The organism is Microcoleus sp. T3_B1 (assembly GCF_036700445.1).
Taxonomy (GTDB): Bacteria; Cyanobacteriota; Cyanobacteriia; order Cyanobacteriales; family Microcoleaceae; genus Microcoleus.
Window position 1 is genome coordinate 1 of the sequence record NZ_JAUBOX010000190.1, and the last position, 1,808, is coordinate 1,808.

2 protein-coding genes are annotated in these 1,808 nt (G+C 49.2%); both read right to left on the reverse strand.

What is annotated here, in order from left to right:
- Positions 1-257 (reverse strand): hypothetical protein (locus tag QT990_RS35670; RefSeq protein ID WP_333466404.1); only part of this gene is annotated, 257 nt, incomplete at its 3' end.
- A gap of 375 nt (positions 258-632) precedes the next feature.
- Positions 633-1,808: DUF4157 domain-containing protein (locus QT990_RS35675; RefSeq protein WP_333466405.1), on the reverse strand; the 1,176-nt coding region annotated here is incomplete at its 5' end.

Below are 1,808 nucleotides of genomic sequence, written 5' to 3' on the forward strand. Positions count from 1 at the left end.
CGGGATGTTGCTGGGGGGGATGCGGTTTCTGGGGCGGCGGCGGCAAATAAGGGTTCGGCGGGATGGCGTTGCAGCAGGCGATCAACTTCTTCGAGGCTGATTTGCAGTCCCCGGTAGGGTGCGGTGGAGGGATCGGGACTGTAGTGGGACTCGGCGAGGAGTACGGCTTTGTGGATCAGGGTGTCAATGCGGTTTAGCCAGGGGAGTAATTCTTCGAGGGGGGTGGCTGTTTGGGGGGTGGTGGTTGCTTCGCCCATTGTGCGGGGGTAAGAAATGTGTTTGGGTTGTGCGGATAGGGTTGGATGCGCTTTCTTTGGAATGGGTAGAATTGGGATGGGAGAATTTGCGGTTTTTCTTTCTTGACTCGCGGGGGTTGCTGTGCAGCTTATCGAACGAGTCACCTGCGATGAGGTAATAGAACGAGCTTATGAGTGGGTGTGCGATCAGGGAGCATCCCGTTTTTGTAAAACTACAGGATTTGCCCGGATCAGGGCGAAGCATTCCGGCTCTATAAGTTATCGGTTTCAGGGGGAGACAATCGCCCCCTGAACTTTTTGTGCCTGTTTTCTTCCTCTTTTTCGCTCGATTTACTTTGGTTCTCAGTGTTGGTTTTTCACCTCAGTTTTTTGGGGTCAGCGGAATGGGCTGGCTGTTCTTTTGTCAACCTTATTTTTGGTAGTTCGGGCTCCGCTTGTCGTCACGGTTAGTTTCTTTGGTTCGTTTGAGAATGCGACGATCGTTATTATCTGCGTTTGGGTCTCCTCATTTGTGTCTAAGTCCTCTATATAGATTTGACATTTGACTTCCGTTTTATACCCTTTTGTTTCAGAGGTACGATTGATTACTCCATTGATTTGGATCGTCGAATTTATTTCGGTTTCTTTGTACGTCACGGCAAATCTGATGTCTGGTGGAAGTTTACCTTTGTATGTCTTTAGGACGCTCGTTGCGTATGTGTAGATCGTGTCCTGGTTGTTCTCCATCCAGATTTTGACGTCCGCATCGTTCGTTTTGTAGTCAGCGGGGAGTGAGGTTAACAAGCCGGATCCTGTGAAGATGATTCGTGCCTTCTTGTTGGGCGATTGTATCCTCTGTGATAACTGTAGTCCAGCATTTTGCAGCATTGAATTTACATCTTTTTGATTTTTCGTTGTTTTCACTTCCTCAACGTATGTCTGTCCATCCGTAATTTTCGTTGTGATGAAGTCTGGTTCCTTATCATTCTTTCCGCCCAGGACTGCCACGTAATCCCCCGTCTTTATTATTCTTGCTGCTTCATTTAAATCATTCATCCAACCTCCTCCTTTATCGTTGATTTCGTTGTAGTGGTGCTGGAGCCCGATGAATGCGTCTTCAGACCTTTTGATGGTTTCTTGACTTTTCGCGATCATCCGTTTGTATAGGATCTTGGCAGATTTCGGTCGATTGTCCTCGGTGAGTTTTTTTTTGGCGTATGCTATCATTTTCCTCGCTCTTATGCCCTCGGTTTCGTGGAGGTTTTGGTAGGTTTTATCGCTGTCGTCGTGATTGTCGTTGAGATTTTTCCATCTCGCTTGGGCGGTCTTCGCATCTCTTTTCTTTTCTTCCCATCTGTTCACCGTGGTCGCTTTTTTCGTTCGTTGCTGCATAGTGTGGGTCAACTCATGAGCTAGCAACTCTAGCCCCCCGCTTCTCCCCGGCTCATATGTCCCCTGCCGAAAGAAAACATCCTGGCCCGTCGTAAACGCCTTCGCCTGAATCGATCGCGCCAACCGATCCGCCTGCGCCCCCGTATGCACGCGCACGCCGCCAAAATCCGCCCCAAACGC